This is a genomic window from Cutibacterium sp. LaCa_89, assembly GCF_058177555.1.
On record NZ_CP190889.1, the window covers coordinates 1,189,596 to 1,209,081 of the forward strand.

Annotated in this window: 9 protein-coding genes and 1 pseudogene; 5 read left to right on the forward strand and 5 right to left on the reverse strand. The window is 62.1% G+C overall.

All coding sequences use genetic code 11. From position 1 onward, the window contains the following. Window positions 1–32: 32 nt before the first annotated feature. The 3 genes and pseudogenes from ACP8LP_RS05540 to nudC all read left to right on the forward strand — a co-directional run. A pseudogene (locus ACP8LP_RS05540) lies at window positions 33–1,736 on the forward strand (RecB family exonuclease); the annotation flags it as partial. Further along, window positions 1,733–4,981: an ATP-dependent helicase gene (locus ACP8LP_RS05545; RefSeq protein ID WP_063279662.1), complete on the forward strand. Its 3,249-nt coding sequence runs from the start codon at window positions 1,733–1,735 to the stop codon at window positions 4,979–4,981. The pseudogene ACP8LP_RS05540 and the gene ACP8LP_RS05545, both read left to right, overlap by 4 nt. Window positions 4,982–5,114: 133 nt before the next feature. Beyond that, complete coding sequence (gene nudC, locus ACP8LP_RS05550) at window positions 5,115–5,903, forward strand: NAD(+) diphosphatase (protein ID WP_290126807.1); 789 nt, start codon at window positions 5,115–5,117, stop codon at window positions 5,901–5,903. 31 nt (window positions 5,904–5,934) lie between these two features. Here nudC and recD read toward each other — a convergent pair whose 3' ends face one another. Genes recD through ACP8LP_RS05565 form a run of 3 tightly spaced genes read right to left on the reverse strand, consistent with a single transcriptional unit; the run spans window position 5,935 to window position 14,181 of the window. Next, window positions 5,935–7,803, reverse strand: a complete 1,869-nt coding sequence (gene recD, locus ACP8LP_RS05555) for an exodeoxyribonuclease V subunit alpha (protein ID WP_016667768.1) — start codon at window positions 7,801–7,803, stop codon at window positions 5,935–5,937. Further along, window positions 7,796–11,029: a UvrD-helicase domain-containing protein gene (locus tag ACP8LP_RS05560; RefSeq protein ID WP_484483329.1), complete on the reverse strand. Its 3,234-nt coding sequence runs from the start codon at window positions 11,027–11,029 to the stop codon at window positions 7,796–7,798. Before ACP8LP_RS05560 ends, recD begins: the two co-directional genes overlap by 8 nt. After that, window positions 11,026–14,181, reverse strand: coding sequence for an exodeoxyribonuclease V subunit gamma (locus ACP8LP_RS05565; protein ID WP_484483330.1), 3,156 nt, complete (start codon window positions 14,179–14,181; stop codon window positions 11,026–11,028). The genes ACP8LP_RS05560 and ACP8LP_RS05565 overlap by 4 nt, the downstream gene beginning before the upstream one ends. Window positions 14,182–14,345: 164 nt before the next feature. On the opposite strand from ACP8LP_RS05565, the gene ACP8LP_RS05570 reads away from it, so the two are divergent. Then, on the forward strand, window positions 14,346–16,427 hold the full coding sequence (locus tag ACP8LP_RS05570) for an ATP-dependent DNA helicase UvrD2 (protein ID WP_147612116.1): 2,082 nt from the start codon (window positions 14,346–14,348) through the stop codon (window positions 16,425–16,427). Here ACP8LP_RS05570 and ACP8LP_RS05575 read toward each other — a convergent pair. Next, window positions 16,385–17,329 (reverse strand): hypothetical protein, encoded by a 945-nt coding sequence (locus ACP8LP_RS05575; protein WP_484483331.1) that lies wholly within the window; start codon window positions 17,327–17,329, stop codon window positions 16,385–16,387. The two genes, ACP8LP_RS05570 and ACP8LP_RS05575, sit on opposite strands and share 43 nt — an antisense overlap. Window positions 17,330–17,507: 178 nt before the next feature. Here ACP8LP_RS05575 and ACP8LP_RS05580 point away from each other — a divergent pair, with 178 nt between their 5' ends. Next, a complete protein-coding gene (locus tag ACP8LP_RS05580) occupies window positions 17,508–18,131 on the forward strand; it encodes a M48 metallopeptidase family protein (RefSeq protein ID WP_484483332.1) in 624 nt (207 codons plus the stop codon). Here the strand turns inward: ACP8LP_RS05580 and ACP8LP_RS05585 are convergent. Further along, a complete protein-coding gene (locus tag ACP8LP_RS05585) occupies window positions 18,119–19,480 on the reverse strand; it encodes a zinc-dependent metalloprotease (RefSeq protein ID WP_462575122.1) in 1,362 nt (453 codons plus the stop codon). The genes ACP8LP_RS05580 and ACP8LP_RS05585 overlap by 13 nt on opposite strands. Window positions 19,481–19,486: the final 6 nt, after the last annotated feature.

The window sequence follows — 19,486 nt, forward strand, 5'->3', positions numbered from 1 at the left end:
CCGTCAGTGATGGAGCTCACGATGACAGCGATGTGACCACAGTGCCTCCAGGACTACGAGTTCTGGCCGAACCGCTTGCCGCCTTGGTCCGGCGAGTTCACCTCTCGGCAAGCCTTTTGCGCCTCGGTGGCACGTGTCATGAGGCGTTGTGGGCCTTGTGGCAGGGCAGCTCATGGGCGTCCGCCCTGCGTCGTCGCGCCTTGGCCGGGGATGCATCAGCTGATCGTGATCTCGACGGGCTGTGTTCTCTCTTCGACATGGCCGAGGTAGCCCGCACCATGGCTGGTGTGTCGGGAGGACGTCGCCTCATCGACATGGTCAGTCGGGAGCAGATTCCAGCAGACCGCGCTCGTGAATCTGATGAAGATCGCGATGGGGTCACCGTCGTCACTGCTCATCGTGTCAAGGGAAGAGAATTCAGCGTGGTGGCGGTCTGCGGACTGGAAGAAGGCAACTGGCCTGCCGACAACCACACTGGTTCCCTGGTCGCTGCAGACAGATGGTCTCCGGACGGTCCCGTGATGGTTCCTGGATGGTCGGAAAACCTTCGTGCCGAGACCAGGCTGTTGCTTGTGGCATGTTCGCGCGCGAGAGATCAATTGCTCTTGTGCTCAGTCGAGTCTCCGGATGAGGGCATTCGCCCGTCCGGGGTGTTGACGGGGATTCCACACCTCGAGGACAGCGCGAATGCCCTGAACTTCGCCAGCCTTACCGAGCTCGTTGGTGAACTGCGTCGAGTTGTCGCGGACGAGACCGAGTCACCCGGGGTACGGGTCCAAGCCCAGGAGCTTCTGGATGATTTGCGTGGTGAAGAGCACCACGGACGGCCTCTCGTGCCACAGGCTGACCCGCAAACCTGGTGGCGTGACGGTGCCCCTCGTCAGGCTGATGTCACCGGTGAGATCGAGTTGGGCGCCTCACACATTGGGGAATTGCTCACCTGCCCGAGACGGTGGTTCATGACTCGTCGTGCCGGAGCCAGCAACGGTGCCGCCCTCAGGGCAAGTATCGGTACCCTTGTCCACCGGATCTGTGCGGAGAACATGGATCAATGGTCCCTGTCCGGAGCACTGGCTGAGTTGGAGGAGTCGTGGTCCGACATCGAATTGACCGCGGAGTGGCAGCAAGAGGCCGAGCTCGACGATGCAAAAGCTGCGCTAAAGCGTTTTGACGGGTGGTTGGCTTCGCGTGATCGAGATCTCATCGGTGCTGAGGTGCGTGTCGATGGCACGATCAAGGTTCCGTCCGGTGTGGCTCGAGTACGTGGAAGCATAGACCGGCTCGAACGAGACGCAGAAGGCGCCTGTTATGTGGTGGATCTCAAAACTGGGACAAGCAAGTCTCCTGAAACGAGGAACTCCCATCACCTACAGATCGGTGTCTACCAAGCCGTCGTCGCTGCCGGTGGAGTCGCGAGTCTTGGGAAGGCGTCGGTGAGTGGCGCGGAATTGGTGCATCTTCGGATCGGGGCGGGTAAGGGACAGGCAAATGCGAAGATCGACCGCCAGAGTGGGCTTTCGGATGTTCCCTGGCCCAAGGGCACGGAGCCAGTTGATGGTTGCCAGAACTGGATCGAGGCGAGCGTTGACAAGGCCGTCAAGATCGTGAAGTCCGGTGAGTACACCGCGATTGCGAACAAGGGTTGCGGTCATTGCCCGGCGAGGGCTGGATGCCCGGCCTTGGTCCCGAAGGACTCCTCAACTGCAGTACCTCGACAGCACGGGAGGGCCTCATGACGGAGTCGACTGACGAGATTCGGAACGATGACGTCGACATTGCATCTCTGCTGGGGATCCCCATCTCAGCTGAACAGCAGAGGGCCGTCACGGCACCGCTCAAACCGTGCGTCGTCATTGCTGGAGCAGGCACGGGTAAGACGACAGTGATGGCGGCCCGGGTGGTCTGGCTTGTCGCCGGTGGGCTGGTCAGGCCGGAGGAAATCCTGGGCTTGACGTTCACCAACAAGGCCACATCCGAATTGTCGGAGCGGATCGAGAAGAACCTCACCAGTGCAGGCTTACTGACCCCGGAACAGCCCAGGCCCACAGTGGCGACGTACGACAGCTTTGTCGGAACTCTGGTAACCGACTACGGGGCGTGGGATGGGATAGACACGGGTGCTCATCTCATCACAGGAGCGAGGGCGTATCAGTTGGCCACGGAGGTTGTGTCAGAGCTGGACAGGCCACCATTGGTGGGCACCCATCTGACGCCGACGTCGATTGCGCGAGCGGTGGTGTCACTGGCCGGAGCGATGTCCTCACACGATGCGAGTGAGGATACGGTGCGAGCTGCGGATGCTCGTTGGCGCCAGATGCTTGTCGATGCACCGACACGACGCGATGGGGAGCAGTACGCCAGTGTGAAGAAGAACCTTCTCACGGTGGACGAACGTGAGGACCTACTCGATCTGGTCAAGGCTTACCGGGATCTCAAGCGGCAGCGCGGATTCGTCGAGTTCGGCGATCGCATGCTGCAGGCCCTGCACCTCGTCGCACATCATCCAAGGGTCGGGCAGGAATTGAGGGCCCGATACCGTGTCGTTCTTCTCGACGAGTATCAGGACACATCGTCGGCGCAGGCTGATCTGTTGGCCGCCCTCTTCTCGGGCCCGGATGCTGATCACGGGATGGGTCATCCGGTGATGGCTGTCGGTGATCCGTTGCAGGCCATTTACGGATGGCGTGGAGCGGCCGCGAGCAACATCTTGGATTTCCACCGGCGGTTTCCGGATGAGACGGGTCGCCCTGCGACCATGTTGTCCCTGGCCACGAATCGACGATGTGCCAATCAGATCATTGACGCCGCGAACGTGGCATCCGAGGAGTTACGGGAGTCGCTGGCATCGTCCATGGAATCTATCGACGACAGCGCGGCCGAGGACCGCGTGGAACTCGCGGTGGGGATGCCTCTCGCAGCTCCAGAGGGGAACCGTCGAGGGGACGTCGGTGTTGCCGCATATCCGACCTGGGTTGATGAGTGCCGTGCGTGTGCCGACATGCTGGTGGAGGCCAAAGAACGTGGGGCAATCACACGGTGGTCCGATGCCGCAATCCTGGTCAGACGCAACGGCGACATTGCCGACCTCTACGATGCGCTGAGCTCTCGTGACATCTCGGTGAGAGTGGCAAACCTCTCCGGGTTGTTGTCTCTGCCGGATGTTGCCATGGTGGTGGCTCATCTTCGTCTGCTTGTCGATCGTCACGACGATGCAGCCATGACGACCCTGCTCGCTGCCCCTCGATTCGGGTTGGGAACGGACGATCTTGCTTGGGTCCACCGACGGGCACGGACCTTGGCCAAGACACAGGCGGAGGCTGACGGCCTGGATCCCAAGGCTGTCGACGTCCATCTTGTCGACGCTGTCATGGAAGGTCGACCGGTAGGCGATGAACGGGTGCGATCTGCACTCAAACGTCTCGCTGCGGAGATCGTCGAGGTCGAGGTCCATCAGGGGGACAGCCCCGACGACCTTATCCTGCACATCGAAACAATTACCGGGCTCGTGGACGACATGGCTGCCGACGACCCAGGTCGTGGCTTGGCCCGTCGTGACCAGCTCGACGAGTTGTGGGACGCAGTACGAGAGATACGTCGGAGCGACCCCGACATGACGATCGCGGGGATCGTCGCATGGCTGGCAGCCGAGGAGGACCATGGGCATGGCCTTGCCCGAGCCTCCGCAGACCGCAGCGATGCCGTGACGATATCGACCGTCCACGGGGCCAAGGGACTGGAATGGCCGTTCGTGATCATTCCTGACATGGCCCAAGGCGTGTTCCCATCGGAGCTGAGCCCGGATAATTTCGTGACCGTGGCCGCTGTCCTGCCATCCTTCGCCAGGGGAGATGCGAGTGAGATCAACCACCCCGTTTCCGGAAGTGAGACCGATGCCAAGGAATACGTCGCGGCTCTCAAGGACGATTCACGATGGTCAGAGGCCAGGCTCGCCTATGTCGCCCTGACGAGAGCCAAAGAACGCTTGATCGTGTCATGGCACAAATGGGACTCACGACGACAAGGCTGTTACATACCCGGCCAGTACGCAGATCTCCTTGCCACCATGCTCGATGTCACGTGGCCAGAGCTTGGCGAGCGACCTGAGGCCAGTACCCAGGATGGGACTCCATGGCCGGTGTTCGCCGATGAGAGCGTCATCCCATGGACCAGCACCAGGATGCCTGATGGTGCTGATCTCCCAGCTGTTGATGATCCCAAGGACGCTGATCGGGTGGCATCGTGGCGGTCTGACGCGCAGGCCTTGGTGGATGATGCTCGACGTCGGCGCGATGACAGTGATTGTGCGGTCATTCCGCCGAGACTGACCACCTCGCAGATGGTGAGGCTCCACGCCAATCCACAGGCGTTCCGGGAGGAACTGCGGCGTCCGATGCCCCGACCTGCAGACAGGGGTGCCGGTATTGGAACGGCATTCCACGAGTGGGTGAGCCAACGCCTTGCCCCGACCGAGCCGATCCCGCTCCTTGACATCGAAGAGATCGACGAATCTGAGAAGGACAGCCTGGAACTCGAGGGTAGTGCGGTGGCAGAGTCGGCCGGGGGTCACGCACTGCGAACCCTTCGCCAGGCTTTCGAGGAAAGTCGGTGGGCAGACGCGACAGTCCTCGCGGTGGAGAGGTCTTTCGTCATGACGATTGGGAACACCGTCGTCCGTGGGCGTCTTGACGCGGTGGTGGCCGATCCCGATCATCCCGGCGATGAACTGGTCATTGACTGGAAAACCTCGCGGCCACGGTCGGCTGACCCGCTTCAGTTGTCCATCTATCGGTTGGCATGGGCCCAGGCCCGAGGGATCGATCCGTCTCGAGTGCGAGCGGTTTTCCATCATGTCGGGGCCAACGAGACCATCACCGCAGAACCATTGTTGGATGCTGATCAGGTGGCTGCGATTTTGGACGGTGTGGAGGACGAATCCGATATGTCGTCCAGCAAGTCCCGGCCCTCGTCCCGTTCGCGATGACCGGGATTACAGTGACAACGTGACTGGGATCAGCGAGACGCGCATCGTGGCTCGACCCATATTGGATCGGTGCCATGCAGACCGGGACGACGACGAGGCGAATCGAGCTCGGTGGAAGGATCCGATGGCCCGATTGTTGCTGATCGATCCGCACGACAAGGTCGTGATGTCCGACGGACGCGTGGCGACGGTTCCAACTGAGGGGGATCGGGACGACCAGCGCGACCTGTTCCTGGGCGTCGTCGGTGGAGTGCCGTGGTTCGCCCGGCGGAACGGTGAGCCGCGTACAGAAGCTTGCAGCTTGCGCACAGTGGACCTTGACCCGACTGATCGTGAAGTGGTGATGTCAGCGGTTGCAGCTCTCGCATGGCACGAGAGCAAGCCGACTTGCCCTCGGTGTGGGGAACCGACACGCATCACGAACGGCGGCCCGGCTCGGATCTGTGCCCATGGTCACCAGGTCTTCCCGCGTACCGACCCGGCGATCATCGCTGCGGTACTGGACGCCGAGGACCGCATTGTGCTGGCTCGGCAACACTCCTGGGCTCCTCATCGTCGGTCCCTTCTGGCCGGGTTCGTCGAAGCTGGGGAGCCAGCGGAACATGCCTTGGTCCGTGAAGTTGCTGAGGAGACGACTCTGAGTATCACCGCTGCTCGGTATGTTGGCTCACAGTCATGGCCTTTCCCGCGGTCACTCATGTTCGGTTACGTCGCACGAGCAGCCGGAACGATCGACGTGGGCCACGACGAGCTGGCAGAGGCTGATTTCCTCACCCGCGACGAGGTGTCCGATCAGGTTGAGTCCGGTCGGTTGCAGCTGCCACCGACCTTGTCGATTGCCAGAGCTCTCATTGATGCATGGTTGGCACATCGGCTTCCGGAACCTGAGAGCGGACTCGACTTGTCGTCTCCGCTGAGGTGAGCGACCGCAAGTTCTTCGGCAACTGCTTTGGTCACAGTGAGCGAGTCTCCTCCCACCGACGCTGGATACCAGACCGACGATCATTGGTCCGATCAATGGCCCGCTCCACGGACTCCTTCATCCCGACAACCGTGAGGTGCTCACGGGCACGAGTAATCGCCGTGTAGAACAACTCACGGGTGAGGAGCGGGGAATCCGGGGGTGGCAAGATCACCGTGACATTGGTGAACTGACTGCCCTGGGCCTTGTGGATCGTCATCGCCTGCAGAGGTTGCAGAGATGGGATGAGGGAACAGGGCAGGCGCCGAGGGGCCCCGCCAGGTCCGGGAAGAGCTACTGTCGGAACAGGCCGCGTCTCCACGACAACCCCACAGTCGCCATTGTTCACGCCCAGCTGAGCGAGATTGTGTGTGACCATGGCAGTTTCACCGAGCGCCCATCGGCTCTGATCGACTCCGGGAAGGACATCGGCGAGGACAGAAACCATGCGTTGCGACCACTCGTCGACGCCATATGGTCCTTCCCGATGGGCGCACAGCAAGCGATGGCCATCCACGAGTTTCAGGGCAGCGGCGTCGGAGCCCGACCGGGCCAGCTCGAGCATCTGCGATCCCGTCCGTGCGGTGACGTCCGCGACAGCTGGAAGGTCAGCCATGGTGATGTTGGCGGGATCGGCGTCGATCCAGGAAATGCTCGGCAGGACGGAGCTCGGCGTTGACGCATCATGGTCGGGCTGAGACCTGGTGAGCACCTCCAAAGCGGCTTCCTTGGCGCCCTCACGAACGGCTTCCGACAGATTCGCGATGTCGCCTCGCGACCGGTGGTTGCGAGTGAGGATCGTGACAGGCAGACGTGTATCGAGAGTACCGGCTGACGACACAATGTCTGCCAGAACACTTCCGGCGTCCACTGAGACGAGCTGGCCCGGGTCTCCCACCAGGATGAGGCGAGTCCCGGTCCCAATGGCGGCGAGGAGGCTGGCCGCCAGTGGGAGGGAGAGCATGGACGCCTCGTCGACGACGACCACTCCGAAGGGAAGCTGGTGCTGCTCGTCGTAGCCGAAGGATGTCCCTGGTCCCTGCCACTTCAAGAGGGAATGGACAGTCGTGGCGTCAGCGACGACGGGCCTGAGATCGTCAGGCATGCGCTCTGATACCTCTGACACCGAGTCGCGAAGTCGGGCCGCTGCTTTGCCGCTGGGGGCCGCGAGGGCGATGGCACCGAGGTGAGGATCCGCCTTCTGAAGTGATGCCAGGAGGGTGCACACTGTCGTCGTCTTGCCTGTTCCAGGTCCACCAGCAAGGACACTGATCCTGTGGGTGATGGCGGCAACAGCAGCCTCGGCCTGAGCCTGGTCCAACGTGATTCCGGAGGATGCAAGAGCAGCGCTGACCTCTGATACGATCTGCTCGGCGGGCACGGGTCCCTGGCTGGGCGGGTCTGCGGCGAGTGAGGCCAAATCGCGAGCGACATCGTGCTCAGCCTGCCAGTACTTCTCAAGGTAGAGCAGGCCATCGTCCAAGCGAGCCGGCAATTGGTTGAGTGGATCACCACGGCCCGCGATGACGGGGCTCTCCGCAAGGGCAGACAGCCATACTCTCGGTTCGGGCCATTCCAAGTCGTCAAAGAGCGCGGCCTGCTCACTGTCGTTGATGTCCGGGATGGCTGGGTCGAGAACCTGACGTCGGATGGACTCGGCAATCTCGTGGGGGTCCCAGAACACCGACCCTCGACGCAGCTCACGACACGACAACGCAATGGCCAAACTGACGTCAGCGTTGTGCTCCTCGCCGATACGGCACACCAGGTTGGCGAGGTGGATGTCGCTTGGTTCGAGAACGCCGGCGCGGGCGAAGGGCTCCAACCTGCTTCCGGCCCCGACCGGTACAAGTTCAGGCATGGTGACCTCCCAAACACTCGCTGATGGCCTCGATGAGTTCCGGCTTTGGATGCCAGGTGAACACTCCCTGCGGCATCCCCATCTCCGGAGCTGGGCGACCGGCCATCCCTCGAACGAAGAGATACCCAATCGGACCGAGATGACGGGCAGGGTCATACCCGGTAAGGCTCGACGATAGGAAACGATGCAGGGCAGCCGAATACAACAGTCCCTGAAGGGGATAGTGAGAGCTGAACATCATGGCGCGCATGGTGGCGGTGTCGTACATGTCGGCCCGTAGCTTCCGAGCGCCGGGAACCCGATTCGTCTTGTAGTCGACCACAAGGTGGCGTCCATCCGGACGTCTCAGGACGGCATCAATCGAACCGGTGAGGAACCCTCGCAGAGTCTGGTCACTGTTAGGTATGTGGGCCAGGGCGTCCCCATAGCCATTGATCGGATCGTCAGATGGCACCAAGCCTGGATCCCTGAGCAGAGCTGCCAGATCGGCCATCGTCGCTGCCAGACCAGATTGGGACATCGCCAACTCGAAGTTCATCTCCGCGAGTCGGTCGTCGGGGGAGAAGCTCGCCAAGGACATGCCCGGCGCCAGGTCGCCAAGATCAGTCCGCAGAACCTGCTCCAAGCCGCTGGCAAGATCTGTTGCAGGGACATCCGGCAATGGCGTGGTGCGCAGAGTTCTGCGGGTGATCGTAAGGACCTCGTTGAACAAATCCGCAGAACCGGTGTCGACGTATTCAAGGACCGCGTGTACCAGTGTGCCGAAGGAGGTGCCGCCTGGGAGTCCGCAGAGACCTGGTGCAGTGGTGTCGGGGGACTCGTCGTCCTCAGGTTCGTCAGTCAAAGTGGTCGGCAGGGGAGTGAGGACGGAGCCATGAAGTTCGGCAGTCAATCCCGAATACGAGGTTCGGACGAAGTCGAGGTCGAGGGGTCGTGTCAGAGAACGAGGAGCCGCAATGCTCTGTTGCTCGGCGTCCGATGCTCGAGTGAGCTGTTTCTGATTTGCGGGTGCAATGGCTGTCGTGATTGGCCCTGAGTTGAGCCAGGGAAGGATACTCGGATCAGTTCCGGCCCTACCCAGGCCGAGTTCACCAGTGGAACGGTCCATCTCGACCAGGCGTTGGAAGGCCGACCATCGATTGCGTCGTGAGCATGGAGACCACCACAGCCGAACGGCTGATCGAGCTCGGGTGAGAGCGACGTAGAGAAGTCGCAGATTCTCGCCACGCTCATCCTCCTCGTGGCTCTCAATCGCCCTGGCGCGATCAGTCCCCTGGGAGGAAATGTTCAGGACTCGGCGCTGCCCGTCATGCCAGACAACCGGCCCACTGATGTTCTTTCTCGGTGCCCATCCATTGGCGATGTCTGGCAGCAGGACGACGGGGAACCCCAACCCCTTCGCCTCATGAATGGTCATGACGTTGACGGCCTGATGGTCGCTGTCGAGACGACGGGGGTCATCGTCCCCCGCTCGTCGTTGCTGATCGCGTATCCATCCGGCAGTTGCCGTCGGCGTCAATCTGGCCTCGACAGCCGCGGCATGGGCCTTTTGAGCGACCTGGCGGAGGTCGGTGACGTATCGCTCGCCCCCGCTCATGCTGACTAGACGATCCAACACCCCTGGTCGGTGGAGGGCCGCTTCGACGGTGCCCCACGCTCCGGTGCTGGGCCACACGCTCGCCCAACGGGCCACATCGATGGCGAGGTCGGAACGCACCCTTGAATCCGATGCCGCGAGGTCGCCAGGGGTTGCACCAATGAGGTCAGACAGGCACAACCGGGTGCGCAGCCGCTCGTCAGTGTTGTCGAGAGCTTCCAGGAGAGTGACGAGATCCTCGGCGGCCTGGGAAGACCACACCGGTGATGCTCCGGAGAAGACAGCGGGCTGATTGGCCCGTGACAAGGCAGCAGCGATCTCCGCACCTCTCCTGCGCGTCCTGACGAGGATGGCGATGTCGTTGGGACGAAGTGGCTTGTCCTGCTCATCCTCGTCATGGATGATCGTGCCGCCTTCCAGCATCATGATGACTTGATTGACGAGATCCTCGGTGACGAGGCGATCCGAGGTCGTGGCATCCAGTTGCCCGTCGAGAGGAGCTTCGAGACAACGGATTTGGAATGGTTGTGACCAGCTGTACCGGTGAGTCTGCGAGGCGTCAGTGCCAATTCGTGACGTCTGGTGACGGGCGGTGACCGGCTCCATGGCGATCCCGCGTCCTAGCTGTGCGTTGTCGAAAAGGGTATTGACCGCCTCGACGATGGGCTTGTCCGCCCGGTAGTTGACGTCGAGATGGAGGACGTGCTCAGCGGAATTCGCGGCGTCCTGATAGGCGTAGATGTCGGCGCCGCGAAACGCATAGATGGACTGTTTGGGATCTCCGATGAGCCACAAGTTGCTGTGTCCGTGAAATGACCGGTGCAAGATCTCCCACTGGAGAGGATCTGTGTCCTGGAACTCATCAACCATGACCAGGGAGAAGCGCCGTGCCAACGTCGCACATGCCATCGGGCCACGTACCGGATCTCGCAGTGCTCCGACAAGATCTCCGATGAGGTCGTCAAAGGTATGTATTGCTCGCTTTCGTGAGCGCTTTCGTACCTCGTCACGCACGGACACGGCCCAGCCAACATCGGGCGACATGGCTTCCATATCTGTCGCGATCGGCACCTCGCCATACCTGACGGCAACATCCCTGGACAGATCCCGCTTGTCACGGACAGACGGAGGTCGGTCAGCATCGAGATGTCGAGCCAGATAAAAGTCGTCAGACACCTCGTTGGCCACTGGAGTGAGGTCGGCCATCAGGACTGACGACGGGTCGTGGTCTGACAGGACTCCCAACTCGGCGAGCATTCGGGAGGCGAACTCGTGGGTGGTCGTGATGACGGCCCGGTCGAAGGAGTCGAGGGCCGCCTCTACACGTTTCAGCCCTTCTGCGCCGAGGCTCATCACGGAGTCATCGCAGGCGTCTGCAGGCTTCCGGCGCCCCGCGAGCAGGGATGCGGTGCTGACAAGGCGTTCATACACGCGGCCACGCAGTTCCCGAGCTGCTGATCGGTTGAAGGTGACCAGGAGGAGACTTTCGATGTTCACCATTCCGGTGGCGATCGCTTTGGCGCACACCGCCGAGATCGTCCAGGTTTTCCCGGTTCCCGCGCTCGCAGCCAACAGGACCGTTCCCTGAGGTAGCGGATCAACGATGTTGAATGAGGTCTTCGTCGTCATGCCATACTCCCGGGACGAGCGAATCGAGCCATCGAGGGTGGTGAGAATCCGGTACCTTGCGATGCCCGAATGATGGGGTCGAACAACCACCCGGAAAGCTCCTCAAGAGTGGTGCCGAGTTCATGACAGCGGGTAATCAGCTCGGTGACGTCAGTGCCCAGGAATGCTGCCCAGTTCGGATCACGCTCCCGCGACCACTGCACTTGCAGTGGGCTGGCGCCGGTGCGGTAGTCATTGCGAGCCATGGGAGACAGGCCTACCAGGGCATGGGCTAGTTTGACGGGTAGGGGGATGAACTGCTGGTTGCTCCACCATGCCAGACGTGCCAGACCGGTGAGAATCCCACGTGCGCGTTCGGGGTCCGGAGCCACCATCCTTCGAACCCCGTCGCTCGAGACCAGAGTCCCGAACCATCCGACCTCGTCAGTGGCAATGGCGACCGCGAGGAGGTCAACCCACAGGTCAAGTATTGGCCTGGCATTCGCACGCGTCGCGACAGCATGAACGATCTGGTTGTTCCTCACGCCGACACGGCCTCGCAGTGAGACCACATGCATCGGATCAACGATGAGACCATCAGGCCACGTCAATGGCGGGTTGTCACCGTCAATGAGATCAAGGTTGATTTCGATGAATCGTTCATCGTGGCCACCACGAAGTTCCTTGGCCGTCTGCGAAATACGCACCGCATCGTCTGCCAAGGAACTGACGATTTGCTGCCCCAAGCGGCCTGGGGGAGTTGACCCGCGCAAACGCTCGGCGTTGATGGCATCTTCTGGGTTCGAACCATGTTCGAGGTCCGCGAGTATCCGAGAACGGATCCAGTACTTGTCCAACGATGTCGGGGCAAGGGGGAGGTCGACTGGCAACTCCGTGTTTCTCTCGTTGGCTGGCGCACCTGCCCGTGCCCGGAGCAATGTCCGAGCGGGGTGAGACAACGCCAGGGTGAGATCGGTTGGCGACATCCGTGATTCGGGAAGCTCCGTCACCGGTGGTAGGACAACGCGTTCACGACGTCGCTGCGAACCAGGTTGGCATCGTGCCGCGTGGGCTGCGGTGTGATCGAAACCGCGCCACCATGCACCGTTTCCATCGCAGAACTCATCAGGCGAGAAGGGCTGCAAACCGTGATCGACGGAGCGGGCAGTGACGGACCCCACCTCCAATGACTGCATGAGGGTCGTTGTGAATGGGCCAGGCAGGACGGGCAGGTTGGTCACAGCGTTTCGAGCCTGTCGCACGACGATGAGGCGGCTCCTTGCCGACAGGGCAACGTCAAGTAGGTCCTGGCGTGCTCTCGCGGTCGGGTCAAGGCAGTCATCGCGCAACCCTTGAAGCTGGTCGGCCCGAAGGACGTCTTGATCAGGGTCAACGATGATGACGACCTGATGATCAATGGGAGAAAGGTCCCCGGGACGACAAACGTGAAGCGAACCGTCGAACCATGTGTGACGGCCGTGATGCGTGCGCGACAACCAGATCAGAAGATCAATGATCTCCTGGCGATCGAACAGTCGATTCTCGGCAGCTACATCCAGACCGGTCAGAAGGGAGAGGGTGTCCAGGACCGATCGCGGAGCATCGCTGGGCGCGGCGGTGAGGTTGTCGACGATGTCGCTGATGCGAGTCGACCACGCGGTGATTGGCGCGGGTGCCGCGGTGTCCAGAAACGCCTTGCGCAATCGCGATACCAGTTCGGCCAGCTTCCCGACCACTGGGATCGTGGTGGAACCGACGTCAGTAATGGGTGTGACGGTACCGAGGTGGGTAGGAGGAGCCGACGACATCGCGATGGCGAGAACCATGCGCTCGATTCCGGCCAGCCAGGTCGACTGCCTGATGCGTCCCAGCCCGGCATCCTCACGAGCTGCTGGATCAATTCCCCATCGGATGTCGGCCTGGCTTACCAGCCGTTCGATGGTTTCCTGGTCATCGTCGGAGAATCCGAAACGTGCCCTCACGGCCGGCATCGCGCACAGATTGAGGAGGTCTTGCCCAGTCGCGCGAGAAGACGCCAGACCAAGGACGGTTGTGACGGCCTCGGTCACCGGATTGACGCGATCCTGGGGTGGGGGAGTCGTGAACCGGATTTGGTTGGCCGGGTGACTGTCCGCCATGGTGCTTGCGGACAACAGGTGCGCGGTATCCTGACGTCCCGAACAGACGATGACGACGTCCCTAGGCTGAACCGTCTCGTCGTCGGCGAGAACTGCGCAGACGACGTCGCGGATGACTTCTGCCTGACGGTCCGGCCCATGGCAGTTGTGGATCTCGACGGGGGCTAACTCGTCGCTTGGAGCGCCCGGAGCTTCACTCGTCGCCGGAAGCGATGATGAGGTCCACCTCGTGGTCGTCGTGGTGCGCAGGCGGTCGAAGGTGCGCCACGGATCGTCATGTCCAATGGCGTGGTCGAGGTGGACGATCGTGATGGTGCGCGATGCTGCCAGTGCTTCGGCCAACTCGACGTCATGATGGGGCAGAGCCGTCGATGAGAACCACACGATAGGTGCACCGGAGGAGGTTTCTTGGCCTCGCAGTGCGTCCACCAACATCTCGTGTCTGGTCACCGGATCGGCAACGGAGCAGGAATCGGCGAGCAGGGCACGCCAGAGTTGGGCCCACCAGGATCGGGCGGGGTCCAAGGGGGCACCAGCGAGGTCGACGTCATGTTCATCGTCGTGTCCGGGCCCGTGGCCTTGTGCCCAGGTCCGCAACACCTCGTGGGAGTCTCGGGCGAGCGCCGTCAAAACTTCTGCGGCTTGTCGGGCTGTCGTCCATGATGCACGTGGAATGCCTTGTCGGCGGCTGGCATCGACATGAGCGGAGACGATCTCGAAACCTGGGGAATCAGTCTCGATGATGCGCGCAATGCGTAACGCCAACGGCCCAGGGCGCCACGGATCCTCGTCGCGCCCGATCTCGAGGAGCTGTTCTTCGAGGTGGGCTCGAAGACCGTGGGGCGTGGTCGACTGGATGCCAGCGGCGATGCCATGGCGGCGGGCAAGGGATTGCAGCAGAGCGCGGGAATGGGCGGTGCTGGGTGCCACGAGCAGCGGACGAACGAAAGGGTCCTCAGTGGGTTGGGCAAGGGCCGTCGTCACCGCCTGTCGGACCTGGTGCCAGGTACGAACCACCTTCACCACACCTGCCATCGGGGCACCTCCTCGTGACGACTCGGCCTTGTCCTGAACTGTTGGAGGCCGAACTGGTGAATCAGTCTAGGGACGCTGTCGGACAGGTTTCGGTGTAGTCGGTGGTACAGGAGCGGAACATCGCGGCAGAACATGCCGTCGCGGAGCTGTCGGTGCGTGCCCCTATGGTGATCGCCGTGAGAACCCAGTCGGCAGATGCGATCCTGGCAGCACTGGATCCTGAGCAGGTCAAGGTTGCTAAGACCTTCGACGTTCCGGTGTGTGTCATCGCTGGTGCCGGAACGGGAAAGACTCGCGCTGTCACCCATCGCATCGCCTACGGAGCCGCGACCGGGAAGCTCGACCCGCGCCGGACCCTTGCGGTGACCTTCACCACCAAGGCCGCCGGCACGATGAAGGGACGACTCGCTGATCTCGGCGTGGTGGGGGTTCAGGCTCGCACCATTCACTCGGCCGCCCTGCGCCAGATCAAGTTCTTCTGGCCACGCGCCTACAACTGTGAGTTGCCACCGGTGAGTGATTCCAGGTTCTCCATGGTCGCCGAGGCAGCCCGACGCATTGGTCTGGGAAATGACAAGGCACTGGTGCGGGACCTGTCCGCCGAGATTTCCTGGGCGAAGGTCTCGAATGTCCCCAACGAACAATATGCAGCCTTGGCGCGAACGGAAGGACGAGTCGTGGCCGGGGTTTCGGCCACCGATGTCGGTAGGGTCCTGGCCGGATACGAAGCGGTCAAACGGGAACGTTGCGTCATTGATCTGGACGACATCCTGCTGTGTGCCGTCGGAATGATGGTCCAGCACCGGGACATCACGGAGGAAATCCGCTCCCGCTATCAGCACTTCGTCGTTGACGAGTATCAGGATGTTTCTCCTCTCCAGCACCGATTGCTCGAGCTGTGGTTCGGCGACCGCAATGATGTGTGCGTTGTCGGGGATCCCCATCAGGCCATTCACTCCTACGCTGGTGCACGTGCTGACTACCTGATGAATTTCGTGGCAGATCATCCGGGTGCGAAACGTATCGACCTGGTCCGGAATTATCGTTCGACCCCGGAGATCATCCGGCTGGCCAATGAGGTTCTCGTCAACCGTGTGACCCCGGACGAAGCTCCCGAGCATGGCAGGGGAGTGACCTTGGTTTCTCGTGGCCGGTCGGGTCCCGAGCCGGTCTACCAAGCGCTCGGTGACGACTCCTCCGAGGCTTCGGCGATCGCGATGTGGGTGGAATCCCGTCATGCCGCGGGGATTCCGTGGTCTGAGATTGCCGTTTTGTACCGGATCAATTCTCAGGCATCCCACCTTGAGACGGCGTTCGCCGAGCGGTCCATCCCATACCTGGTCAAGGGATCCGAGCGGTTCTACGAGAGACGGGAGGTGCGTCGCGCTCTCGATGCTCTCGTCCGGATCGTCGCCGATGAACCCGGGGCCGACGCACTGCCTGCTTTCGACCGCCTTCTTGTTTCGCAAGGGTGGACGACCGCAGCTCCTCAAGGAGAGGGGGAGGTGAGGCAGCGGTGGGAATCGTTGCAGGCACTCCGTGACTTGGCGGCCTCGGCTGTCGAGGAGGGGACGGCAACTCTGGCGGATTTGGCCACTGTGTTCTCCCGGCGAGCTGCCACCCAGGAGGCCCCTGTCGGAGACGGCGTCACCCTTGCGACATTGCACGCGTCGAAGGGTCTTGAATGGGATGTCGTTGCCCTGTACGGGATGAGCGACGCCATGGTGCCGTTCATCATGGCTGAAACTCCCGTCGAGATTGCCTCGGAGCGACGTCTGCTCCACGTCGGAGTCACCAGGGCTCGTCGAGACCTGTGGGTTTCGTATTCCTGGTCGGGTTCGAACCGAGACCGTCAGGGTATCTCGCGCTTCCTGCGGGGATTGCCAGGGACCGGAAATGCGTCGACCAAACCCCCACGCCACCGCAAACGTCGCGCCACCGTTGCAGTGTGCTCGGTCTGTGGAGAGGCGTTGACGGCTGCCCGGGATCGCAAACTCGGCCACCACATTGCTTGCGAGGTCGGGGTTGACCCGACCCTGGTCGAGCGGTTGCGCGAATGGCGCAGCGAACGAGCGGAGGCGGATCGTGTGCCCGCCTTCGTCATTCTCACCGATGCCACCCTGCTCAGCGTGGCCGAGAAGCGGCCAGATTCGGTGGAGGGACTGCTGCAGGTGCCTGGTATCGGCCGACGCAAGGCCGATCATTACGCAGCTGATCTCATCAAGGTATTGCACGACGCCTCCTGAGGCGGCCAGCAGCGACAACCAGGCTGGGCCGGCACGACGAGACTGCGTTCTCCGGCGTTCGTACGTACATGGACGGACTTCGCGCTATAGACGTCTAAGCCATCGCGAAGGGCAAGAGCTGTGGCTTCGATCTGGTTCACCAGCCACGCGGTGACGGCCGGATCGTGGCTGTCTCCCGTCGTCGTACGGGCCACCGTCACCCAGTCGGGGTCGCGCGCAGCCAGTGCCATGTCTGCGCAGTGTTGGCATCCGGGGTGGTGATCGTTGATCGGTCCGAGAACACCCCAGCGATGGCGTCCCCAGGCAATGACCGACGGGACGCCGGCTCGATGGCACTGTTCGGCGATGTCACGTCCCCCGAGCAGGGTCCTTGGACAGATCACGACGACGTGAACCACGGGGTACGAGGCCCCGGACACACACCGAAGGTCACGGAAGCTCCCGGGCTGCCGGCCACGCATCCACGTCGTCACCTCGATACGTCGTGCCTCCAGACCGCGGACGATGTCTTGGGAGACGCCGTCATCACTGACAACGGCTACCTGTAGGCCGGTCGACATCGTCACCATTCCGGACTCGTGAAGGCGATTCGCGATGTCTGCAGGAACATCGACGTGTCCGTCATAGCTTGCTCGCACGCCTCGCAGCCGAAATGATCGACCGTCTGGAGCAAGCAGACGCAATCCGCCCGGTACGGGCGTCCAGGGACAATCAAGTTCAACACGCATGCCCTGAGAATTGCGAAAGGCTTGAAGCGCGGGGAAGGACCAACGAGACGACGGGCAACACGTCAACAATGACGGGCAACACGCTGTCCTTCGCGGACAACACATGCGGGAGTTCGAACAACACTGAATTTCGAACGCCATCTGGCATGTCAGAGCAGGGGATTCGGGGGTCATGGGAACCCCCGGACCATCACGATGTGCCTTCCCCTGCACATCCGAGATCCGGGGGTTATTCTCAATCTAGGGCAGGTCGGGGTTCTCGTCAACCACGTCGCCCCCGGACGTCATGATGTTTCTGAGTCGAGCCGCGGGGCAGAACACCGCTTCACCGAAACTGTCCTAACCACCGGGCATGATGGGCCACATGGCTGGCAGGGCGACCACCGACGAGATCATCGCAGCATGCGACGGCAGGCCGGAAATCATCATTCGGCGTAGTTCCCGACGCCACCGCACCCTGAGCGCACGGATGGAGGGCACATCCGTCCTCGTCATGGTTCCCATGGGGATGCGGAAAGCTGACCAGAACCGTCAAGTCATGGAACTGGTCGACAAGGTGACGCGATCCCAGGCTCGACGACGATCCGGTGCGACCTCCGTCGAACTGACGCATCGTGCCCGTCGGCTGTGTCGGGCCCACCTCGAGCCGCGGGTGGGGCACCCGGTCGAGCCCATCTCAGTGAGGTGGGTGTCGAACCAGAACACTCGGTGGGGGTCATGTACCCCGGCGACGGGACAGATTAGGCTCTCAGATCGCATGGTCGGCTTTCCCGACTGGGTCATAGATCACGTTCTGGCTCACGAGCTGTGCCATCTGGTGGAAGCCAATCACAATCGGCGGTTCCACGAGTTGCTCGCAGGATTCCCCAATGCGGAGCGCGCGGAGGGATTCCTCAACGGGTACCAGTGGGCTGTTTCCGGGGGAGTCGATTCCCCCGAACGTCAGCCGGACGATCCGTTGGCTCAGTCGTCCTGACCGTGATCGCGCAGCAGCTTCTCCAACTCGGCATCGAGATCATCGCCGCCTTCAGCAATGTCCTGACGGTCGCCTGAGACATAGCCCAGCGGGTCATCGAGGTCGGCGGCGGTAGGCACGATATCGGGGTGGTTCCACACCTGATCGCGTCCGACCGTGCCGCGGGCATCACGCAGTGCCGCCCATAGGTTGGCTGCGTCGCGGACGCGGCGGGGGCGAAGCTCCAGACCGAGCAGGGATTGGAAGAACACCTCGGCGGGGCCAGATGTGGCGCGACGTCGACGCACGGCCTCGGCCAGCTGATCGTGACTGGGAAGCCAGGTGCGGGCGACCTGGGATGTCACCTCGTCGACCCATCCCTCGATGAGGGCGAGCAGGGTTTCAAGGCGCTGTAGGACGCCCTCCTGCTCTGGCGTGCGGGTCGGCTCGAAGAGGCGTCCTTGCAACCGCTCGGACATCTCCTGGGCCTTCTCCGGGGTCAATTGGGACAAGTCATCAATGTCGATGGCGTCCTCGATGGCCGAGGAATCGATGCGAATTTCGCGTGCATAGTGCTCAACCAGGGCCAACAGCTGTGGTCCGAGCCAACTCACCGCATTGAATAGACGCTGACGGGCCGACTCACGCAGCACGAGGTAGAGCTCGACATCGCGTGGATCGAGGTCGAGATCCTTCCATGCCGCGGCGATGTTGGTTGGGAGAAGGACGACCTGAGGTACCGACACGACCTGGAGACCAATTTCGGTTCCCGTCACCGTCGAGGTCGACAGTTCGCCGAGGCCCTGGGCCAGCTGAGCTCCATACAGCATGGCTGACATCCGGCGAAGCGCCGGTCCCATCATCTGGGTGAGGGCAGCCATCGGGTCATTGGGACCGCCAGGTGACATCAATCCGGTCATCGCCTCGGTCAGGGAGACCAGCACCGGCTCGACGACAGACTGCCATGAGGAAAAGGTGTGCTCGATCCACTCTGCACGGCTCCAACAGGCAGGTTGTGTGTTGACCTGGGCGAACTCGCATTCTCGGTCGAGCCAGCTCTCTGCAAGACGCGATGCGTCGAGCAGAGCACTGCGCTCCTGCTGTCCTGGCGTCGGGTCAGGGCCGTGGGACGCCGTGATGTGGCGGGCCATGTCCTTGATGTGAGACCAGTCGACCGGTCCCTCACTCGGATTGGCTCCGGGCATTCCGAAACCGACCGGTCCGCCTGAGCCGAACATCTGCGACAACTGGGTCATGAAAGAGGTGAGGTCCCCATTGGCGGGCAGGCCCAGTTGCTGCATCATGCGGCGCAACTGCTCGGCCATCTCCTCGGGGTCGGGCTGCCCAGGATTCTGGGGTCCGTCATTCATTCCCGT

Excerpts from the sequence above, each read along its gene's own strand:
- ACP8LP_RS05570 (WP_147612116.1), top strand. The coding sequence starts at position 14,346 with ATGGTGATCGCCGTGAGAACCCAGTCGGCAGATGCGATCCTGGCAGCA.
- ACP8LP_RS05545 (WP_063279662.1), top strand. The coding sequence starts at position 1,733 with ATGACGGAGTCGACTGACGAGATTCGGAACGATGACGTCGACATTGCA.
- ACP8LP_RS05565 (WP_484483330.1), bottom strand. The coding sequence starts at position 14,181 with ATGGCAGGTGTGGTGAAGGTGGTTCGTACCTGGCACCAGGTCCGACAG.
- recD (WP_016667768.1), bottom strand. The coding sequence starts at position 7,803 with ATGCCTGAACTTGTACCGGTCGGGGCCGGAAGCAGGTTGGAGCCCTTC.
- ACP8LP_RS05585 (WP_462575122.1), bottom strand. The coding sequence starts at position 19,480 with ATGAATGACGGACCCCAGAATCCTGGGCAGCCCGACCCCGAGGAGATG.
- ACP8LP_RS05560 (WP_484483329.1), bottom strand. The coding sequence starts at position 11,029 with ATGACGACGAAGACCTCATTCAACATCGTTGATCCGCTACCTCAGGGA.
- ACP8LP_RS05575 (WP_484483331.1), bottom strand. The coding sequence starts at position 17,329 with ATGACCCCCGAATCCCCTGCTCTGACATGCCAGATGGCGTTCGAAATT.
- ACP8LP_RS05580 (WP_484483332.1), top strand. The coding sequence starts at position 17,508 with ATGATGGGCCACATGGCTGGCAGGGCGACCACCGACGAGATCATCGCA.